Below are 7,807 nucleotides of genomic sequence, written 5' to 3' on the forward strand. Positions count from 1 at the left end.
GTTAATAATATGCCGCTTATTATGCGGCATATTCTCTTTTTTTATTTTCTTATATTTAATTCAGCTTTATTTCTCCTGTTATTATTACTTATTATTTCCGTGACTATTCTTATTCCGTAAACCCGAGAAGATTCCGATACCCGTCAGCGCCGGAGCAGGCGACAATGTCACAGACTGAATAAAGAAACGGACTGTAACGATGATTAAATACCTCAAAGGTGATTTACTGAGATCTGATGCTCAGGCGCTGGTAAATGCCGTTAATTGTCAGGGCGTTATGGGAAAAGGAATTGCCTATCAGTTCAGACTGGATTATCCGGTAAATGCACGCGCCTATGAAGCCTTATGCAAAGAAAATAAAATAGGCGCCGGTCAGTTATCAGTAACTGATGAACACGGACGTAAAATTATTAATTTCCCGACCCGGAATAAATGGGATTCCCCTTCCGGTTATGAATTTATCGAAAGTGGCCTGCGTGAACTGAAAGCCCTGATCAAAAAACAGGGGCTGAAATCCGTGGCAATTCCGGCACTCGGTTGCGGCAGCGGCGGGCTGGAGTGGCGTCAGGTGGATAATCTGATCCAGACGCACCTCGGTGAGTTAAGTGATACAGAAATAATGATCTATCCGCCGGTCAAATATATTGATGACAGCATCAGCCCGCATCATGTGCTGGTCTGGTGGATTGATAACTGTCTGCTGATCCCGTCACGCTACAATCTTTATATTGCCCTGTATATTCTGCAGCGCCTGAACGGCATGACGCTGTTTACATTCGGCGGCACCATCAGCACACTCTATTCCGATGATGTCGATCGCTATGTCAATGATCTGCGCGACCGCATTGCTCATTATGGTATTGATTTTAATACCGTGATCGACGTGCAGATTAAACTGAACCGCGAACACCCGGAAAACCCGCTGCCGGTCTTTGATCACTATCTCAACCGGGTCATGGGGTCGCTCAATCCGCTGACCTACAGCGACCAGTCTCTGCTGCTGGCGATGATGATTGACGGATTACTGCAGGGTAAGGCGATCAAAGAGATCACCACCATTCTGCGTGAGCGCTATCAGGCACGGGATATTGATTTTGTGCTGTTCCGGGCGAAAAACGGCGGCCTGCTGAAAGACAATATCTTAGGGGATGTGATTCTGACCCGCTGATAAAAAATCCGGACGCTCTCACGTCCGGATTTTTTGTTTCATACAGCGTGTTATGCGCCGAGTGAGAAGAACACCACCCGACCGACCGCTTCACCGGCAAATACACAGATGGCCGCCAGAGCCATCATCAGTGTGCCGTTAGTGATCTGTGCATTTTTCTGACACAGCAGACGACCGGCAAAGAACATCCCCAGCCCGATCAGCACCACGCGGATGATATTCAGATTCAGCAGCCCTTCCGGCATGGTACGCGGTGTCATCCCTGCGTAGACCGGCTCACCGATATTACCGAGCAGAGACAATGCGCCCAACAGCATCAGCAGCAGCCCGGCCACACCGGCGGCGAGGGAAATTTTCACCACACGCTGAATCAGCACATCCTCACGGGCAAAGCCCAGCGCGGTCACCAGCAGCAGACCTGCGATCATCCCGCCGGTCAGCAGTACTGTGCCGAAGAATCCGGCATAGGTAAACAGCCCGCCCCACAGGTTAAACAGGGTATTCGCATACAGTGCGGACATCGCATACATATACACCAGCCCCGCCGCCGCACTTAACAGCAGCAGGAAGCCGTTCACTTTCTGTTTTAACAGCAGCAGCGCGACACTGAAGAACAGCAGCGCCATATAAATGGCGGTCGCCCAGACTTCACGGCTCATCCACGAGGTCGAGACGTGCAGCATGGTGTAAAACATATGGAACGGATTCCCCATATGGAACAGGGAGCCGAGTAAGCCGACACAGCCCAGCAGGAAAGAAGCAACCAGCGGAACACGCACCCATTTCATCCCGGTGCGGGCATCCGTGCAGCCGAACAGACGGAAATAACAAAGCAGCGTGATCACCAGACAGCCGACCGAAGCCTGCATAAATAAGGTGAATATAACAAGAGGCAGTTCATGCATGATAATTCTCCTTATCCTTTGGTGCCGACAACCAGGTTCGGCCGGGTAATGGATGAGCTTGGCAAGCCGCCGATATCGGCATTGGTGCCGTATTTTTTGCGCAGTTCGCTGATAAGGCCGAACTCAATGGCGCGCATCGGGCAGGAATCCACACACATCGGATTGCCGCCCTGCTCCCGCAGATCCAGACAGGTATCACACTTGGTCATCATACCGATCGCCGGATCAAACTGCGGTGCTTCATACGGACAGGCCCAGGTACAGTAGCGGCAGCCCACACACTTATCATGATCCACCAGCACCACCCCGTCCTCTTCCCGCTTATGCATCGCGGTTGTCGGGCAATGGCTGACGCACTGCGGATCGTCACAATGATTACAGGCAATCGAGAGATGCCAGCGGCGCGGGCGCGGATATTCCCCGGCCTCGATATCATACACACGGCGGAAATTACGCCCGACTTCGAGATCGTTCTTATCCTTGCACGCCACAACACAGGTTTTGCACCCGATGCAGGCGGCGACATTTATATAAAATCCAACTTGGTTATCCATGTCTGTGCCCCTTATCCGATAATCCGCTGCGGCAGACGCGCATCGTCAGTTAATTGCTCACCGTGCCATTTTTCGATGTTACACAGCATCGTGTTCCACCCGGAGGTACCCAGTCCGGTCGGTACCTGAATGGTCAGGGTGTTATCCGCCCCGGCCATATCAATCCCGGTGGTTTCATCCACATTGGTCCAACTGCCGTGCGGCAGTGCAACCACACCCGGTTTCATCGTCTGGGTCACCAGCGCCGGACGCAGAATTTTACCCTGCGGGCTGGTCACCAGAACGGTTTCGCCCTGTTTAATATCCAGACGTTTCGCATCAGAGGTATTAATGTAGATCGGGCTCGGCCACTGTTCGCGCAGCCACGGCACGTTATCCAGGGTACTGTGTGAACGGCGCAGATAGTGCGGGTTATAAACCTGGAACGGATAATCCCCTTTCTCTTTTTTGCTGAAATCTTTAAAGCTGGCTTCATAGCCGCTCGCTGACGGGATGTATTCGGCGATCGGCGGTAATTCTGTCCAGCCGCACTCTTTCGCTTTCTCCACCAGGGTTTCGCAGTAGATTTCAAACTTACCGCTTGGCGTCGGACGCGGATTCGCCGCCGGATCGCGGATAAAGTCCTCATACGCGATATAGCCGTAATTATCATCCGGCGTGCGCTCCACCTGATACTTCCCTTTGGTCAGGAATTCATTCAGCGTGATGCGCCCTTCCTGCGGCGTACCGGTCACCTGCCACTCATCAATATCCGCCTGAGTGATGGTAAACAGCGGCGCTTTGGTGACACCATCCTCAGTAATGATGGTTGCACCGTTGAGTTTATTGAAGAACTGCTGTTTTTCGGAGATCGGGAAGATCTCATCCACATTGATACCCAGACGTTTACCCAGCTCTTTGGCGATCCACTGGTCGCTTTTCGCTTCATACAGCGGCTGAGTCACATTCACCGCAGCAATGATGACTTCACGGTTACTCGGGTTAAGAATGGTTCCCTCGCGCTCCCATTCGGTTGTCACCGGCAGGATCACATCGGAATATTTCGCACAGGTATGCGGGACATAAGCTGCGGTCGCGATAAATTCCACGCCGCTGCGATACGCCTCGATTCCCTGCATAATGTTGGCGCGGGTCTGTAAGGTGGCGTTAAACGGGTGGAAAATCATCTGAATATTGGCATCCACATCCCCCACGCCGCGCTGACGGAATTTTTTCTCCAGCAGGGCGCGGTTCAGTTCGTTGTGGTTGATTTTCAGAGTGACCGGGTTTTTCACTGCCGGTAAGCCGTTCGCACCGGCCATCACCAGACGGGTACCGTTGTTCCCGGCGGCATAGTGACAACACGCACCAGTCATGCGGCCCGGACGGCCCATATGCCCGGTCATAAACCCGAGTGTTGAGAATGCCTGAACCCATCCCTCACCGTTATGAATACGTGCCGGTGCCCAACCGGTTAACAGCGCCACACGCTGTGTGCCGCCGATCTGACGCGCCAGCGAGCGGATGTCCGATGCGGAAATACCGCAGATGTCTGCCGCCCATTCCGGGGTGGTTGGCTTGCCGGTGTAGGTGCCGAGCAGATAATCCTTAAAGTTTTTCTTCGGATCCGCCCCTGCCGGCATATTGCTCTCATCAAAACCGACAGTGCAGCGTCGCAGGAATTCCCAATCGATCAGCGGATTCTCCGGGCTGTCCATCTCCAGCAGTGCATGCATAATCCCCAGCGCCAGCGCGTGGTCTGTACCCGGGTTGATCGGATACCAGTCCGCATCCATCAGCTCTGCGGTGGCGGTATAACTCGGGTCAATACTGATAAAACGTGCCCCGGCTTTTTTCGCCTGATAATAGTTATAAGTCGGGCTGCCCGGGCTGGACCACGCCGGGTTTGCGCCCCACATCACAATCAGTTGTGAGTTGCGCATATCAAAACGGTCATTGGTGCCGAAGGTGTAGAACCCTTCCAGGAGGCCCAGATGGGCCGGGGTTTCAAACCATGCGCCCCAGGAGGTGGTGCCCCAGTCACCGGTAAAGCCCCCGGCGGCGGAGAACACACTCTGGAAATCCGTACCGTTACCGCCGGTAACCCAGAGGGATTCATTGCCGTATTGTCCGGTGATGCGTTTGGTTTCGGAGGCCACAATATCCAGTGCCTCATCCCAGCTGATACGCACCCACTGATCACGTCCGCGCAGGGTTTTGTCCCCGCCGCCCGGCGCCCAGTTTTTGCGTTTCATCGGGTATTTCAGGCGGTCGGCCCCGAACACCTGTTTACGCTGGGAACGCCCGCGCAGACACCCGCGCTGCTGCGGGAAGTCAGGGGAATCCGCCACCACATCATCAGTTTTTTGTCTGACCACCACACCATCGGCCACCAGTGCTTTGTTAACACAGCGCCCGCCGCAGTTATGCCAGCAGGCGACAGGTTTCCACTGCCCTTTGGCGGCAGGTGCCGCCGCCGGGGTGGTCTGTGCCGGTGCCGGGGTGGCCGCGTGAAGTTGTCTGCTTAACGGCAGTGCCGCCATGGCGGATGCCGCCGACGTCCATTTCAGAAATGAACGGCGGGTTACGCCGGTTTTCTGTCTGTCTGACATTGCTCTTACCTCATCATCAGGTTTTTAAATTATTATTGTAAGTTTATTAATTCATTGATTTTCTTATAATCACTCCGGACAAAGACTTCCAGAAGTGTGCTGAGCTGACGATAAAACGCGGTCTCCGCGTGATTATTCAGTTCACGGCAAAACGGCGTGATAAACGCCAGCAGATGTGCCTGCATAAAGTCAGAGGAAACGGCCAGCGGCGCAGTAATGCGCTCACACATCGCCTGTTCCCGGTCGAGCTCCTGTGACGCCTGTTCACTCAGTTTCCAGAGGAAATCAAGCTCATAGCCGATATGATCCGCCGCCTCATACTCCTTTTCCGGCAGATGAAAACCGTTCTGCTGATAAAAGGTTTTCACATTCAGGGTACTTTCCTGAAACAGCAGTTTGTCGCGGGAGACATAAACTGACTCCCACGGCGGTGCAGGCGGCGATTCCGGCCCGATAAACAGGCGTGTGAAATCCCAGTGCAGCGCCTCAAAATCGGCGGCACCGCGTTTAAGCATGCGGGTATTCAGATCATCCTGCATGGCATCGAGCGCACTCTGCATGGCGGGCAGTGCGTCATCTGCCGGAAACAGTGACAGCCCCTCATCACGCAGATAAACCAGCAGTTCCGCTGTCGGTTCGTCCGTCAGCAGACGGCGCAGGACGTCATAAGCAAACTGACGCGCATACAGATAATCCGGATCCCGGTTATCACTGTTCACACATACCTCCGTGGATATCGTCGGGCGAAAATTCAGCGGGTGTGGTGAATTCCACCCGCACTTCTTTAATCAGGGGATTGCCCTGTTCATCGGCTTCCGCAATGTGGGATGTCAGCAGAACAGGCAGTTCAGGGATGTCTGTCAGGCGCATAATCGATTCAGGACTGAATTGTAAAAAACCGTGCAGGAGATCCTCACGGAACGGGACACCCGCCTTACGCAATGCTGCCGCGACGGCAGCACAGTCCTCACCGAACACCTTGGCGCTTTTGAAAAAGTAATCACGGGAAGAAAACAGGTAATACGGCTCCGCGCTGATAAATGCATTACTCTGATACACCTGGCCGGTGTGTTTGTTCTCCAGCGAGCAGTAATGCACACCAACGGAAAGCTGATTTCCGAGGGCAAATTTCAGCACCCGCAGACAGGCCAGCTCACTGTCTGCCACCGCCAGACCGCCTGCGTACCAGTAGTTGTAATAGACTTCATAAGGGGGATTTTTCAGGGCAAAGCCCCGTTCCTGATAGGCAGGGCTGTTGGTCAGCGGGAAACAGAATTCCAGCAGATTGATGCCGTCCACGCCGATAGCATCCAGCTTCAGCAGCAGGTCATACATCTGCTCCTCGCTACCCGGGATCACCGGCATTTCCACCATCACATCCGGGAAAATCTCCCGTGCCAGCGCTATCCGGCTGAGAACCTTTTCAATTTTCTCCGGCGGATCATCAATTTTGATACTGAAACGCACCTCTTTCAGACCGGCTTTCGCCAGTGCCAGCGCAGTATTGCGATCCAGCGGATCACCGGCGGTGTACAGCCGGGTATGAACGCCGGGCAGTTTCGCCTGCACTGTTTCAAAAAAGCGGATACTCTCCTGACGAAACAACAACGGCTCGCCGCCGGTCAGGGCAATATGGGTGAGCGGATACCCTTCTGCGGCAATCGCATTCACCTCACCAATGGCATCCCGCATCTCATTCTGAAAACCGTCGTAATTTTCCTGATTCGGATTGAAGCAGAAATAGCAGTCACGGTGACATTTCAGGGATAAAAACGTGGTGTAACTGCCCTCGCCGGTGCGGCACTGCACACAGGCGGATGACAGCCAGCGGCTGTGGATGCTTTTACCGTTGTTGGCAAAAACCGCACCCAGTGCTTTCACCTCAAGGCGCAGCGCGTCCGTTTCGGCCTGACGCCGGTACGGCGATTCAAAAGACAATCCGTACTGTGCGATGGCCTGCTGTGTCTGTTTTTCAATATCGGCATAACGCCGGACATACCGCTGCAACGCCGCATTATGCTGTAAAACCGGGGTCTGTTCTGTCAGCGGGTAAATCATAGAAGATTCCTTAACGTACGCTGCCGGAAACTCTCCGGCGGGTATCACTGGCTGAGATAAAATAGTCCGGTATATTCCTGCATTTATTTCTCATATTTCAGGTGTGACCGATGTGAACAGGTAATATTTTTACATGTTCAGTGTAAATGAGTGAAATACCGGCATATTGAGCGGGATCAAGATGAAATCAACTTGCCGCTATATATATAAACATGCAGCGATAATATAATCAGACAATGATGAATATAATGGAGCTGAGCGGATAAATAAAAATCATTACAAATCAAAGAAATAAACCAACCTCAGCACTATGTTAAAATGCCGTAAATGCGATTGATATTTAATAAATAATTAAATTAAAAACTATATGACAATAAAAAACCTGGATTAAAAATATTAAATAAGATATTTTTGTTACAGTTTTTAAAGGCACATGTTTAAAGGAAAAATAATATAGGTAGGGACGATAATAAACTAGACCGCCCCAACGACCGACAGGCGCAGGGGGTATGCGGCGTGGTCCTAGAAAAA

At 52.6% G+C, this 7,807-nt stretch carries 7 protein-coding genes; 1 reads left to right on the forward strand and 6 read right to left on the reverse strand.

Annotated elements, in window-relative coordinates:
* Positions 1-199 precede the first annotated feature (199 nt).
* Positions 200-1,168: a macro domain-containing protein gene (locus GN208_RS17275; RefSeq protein ID WP_004235966.1), complete on the forward strand. Its 969-nt coding sequence runs from the start codon at positions 200-202 to the stop codon at positions 1,166-1,168.
* A gap of 50 nt (positions 1,169-1,218) precedes the next feature.
* On the opposite strand, the gene GN208_RS17280 is transcribed toward GN208_RS17275, so the two are convergent.
* From GN208_RS17280 to GN208_RS17305, 6 genes are all read right to left on the reverse strand, one after another.
* Positions 1,219-2,073 (reverse strand): DmsC/YnfH family molybdoenzyme membrane anchor subunit, encoded by an 855-nt coding sequence (locus tag GN208_RS17280; RefSeq protein ID WP_004235967.1) that lies wholly within the window; start codon positions 2,071-2,073, stop codon positions 1,219-1,221.
* A gap of 11 nt (positions 2,074-2,084) precedes the next feature.
* Positions 2,085-2,627 (reverse strand): DMSO/selenate family reductase complex B subunit, encoded by a 543-nt coding sequence (locus tag GN208_RS17285; RefSeq protein ID WP_004235968.1) that lies wholly within the window; start codon positions 2,625-2,627, stop codon positions 2,085-2,087.
* 11 nt (positions 2,628-2,638) lie between these two features.
* Positions 2,639-5,218 carry a molybdopterin-dependent oxidoreductase gene (locus tag GN208_RS17290; RefSeq protein WP_004235969.1) on the reverse strand — a complete coding sequence of 860 codons (2,580 nt, stop codon included), beginning with the start codon at positions 5,216-5,218 and terminating at the stop codon, positions 2,639-2,641.
* Positions 5,219-5,250: 32 nt separating this feature from the next.
* Positions 5,251-5,937, reverse strand: a complete 687-nt coding sequence (locus tag GN208_RS17295; RefSeq protein ID WP_015422495.1) for a molecular chaperone TorD family protein — start codon at positions 5,935-5,937, stop codon at positions 5,251-5,253.
* A complete protein-coding gene (locus GN208_RS17300; RefSeq protein WP_004235971.1) occupies positions 5,927-7,276 on the reverse strand; it encodes a radical SAM protein in 1,350 nt (449 codons plus the stop codon). The genes GN208_RS17295 and GN208_RS17300 overlap by 11 nt, the downstream gene beginning before the upstream one ends.
* A 340-nt stretch (positions 7,277-7,616) precedes the next feature.
* Positions 7,617-7,807: hypothetical protein (locus GN208_RS17305; RefSeq protein WP_243828496.1), on the reverse strand; the 191-nt coding region annotated here is incomplete at its 5' end.

This window comes from Morganella sp. HSTU-ASny43 (assembly GCF_022819185.1).
Classification (GTDB): Bacteria; Pseudomonadota; Gammaproteobacteria; order Enterobacterales; family Enterobacteriaceae; genus Morganella; species Morganella morganii.